Origin of the sequence: Streptococcus mitis (genome assembly GCF_002860865.1) — a bacterium.
Lineage (GTDB): Bacteria > Bacillota > Bacilli > Lactobacillales > Streptococcaceae > Streptococcus > Streptococcus mitis_AT.
Genome location: NZ_PKIE01000026.1, coordinates 1 through 320, shown reverse-complemented (window position 1 = coordinate 320; position 320 = coordinate 1). Strand labels below are relative to the sequence as shown.

Below are 320 nucleotides of genomic sequence, written 5' to 3'. Positions count from 1 at the left end.
GCATCAATTGCTGCTTTAGCTTTATCTGCTGCATCTTTAGCTGCTTCTTTAGCTGCTTTCTTCTCGTCATCTGTCAAGTCTGTACGAGCGTCAATTGCTGATTCCTTAGCTTTAAGAACGTCGTCGATTGCTTCCTTAGCTTCTGGTTTAGCTTTGGCTTCTGGATTGATTGCTTCAACTGCGCCAGTACCAGCTTCTTTAGCTTTATCTACTTCTGCATCGTCTGTTGCTGCATCAATTGCTGCTTTAGCTTTATCTGCTGCATCTTTAGCTGCTTCTTTAGCTGCTTTCTTCTCGTCATCTGTCAAGTCTGTACGAGC

At 43.8% G+C, this 320-nt stretch carries 1 protein-coding gene; it reads right to left on the bottom strand.

Features of this window, described 5'->3' with window-relative positions:
* A partial coding sequence (locus tag CYK18_RS10665; RefSeq protein WP_101786502.1) for a DUF1542 domain-containing protein occupies positions 1–320 on the bottom strand: 320 nt, incomplete at both ends.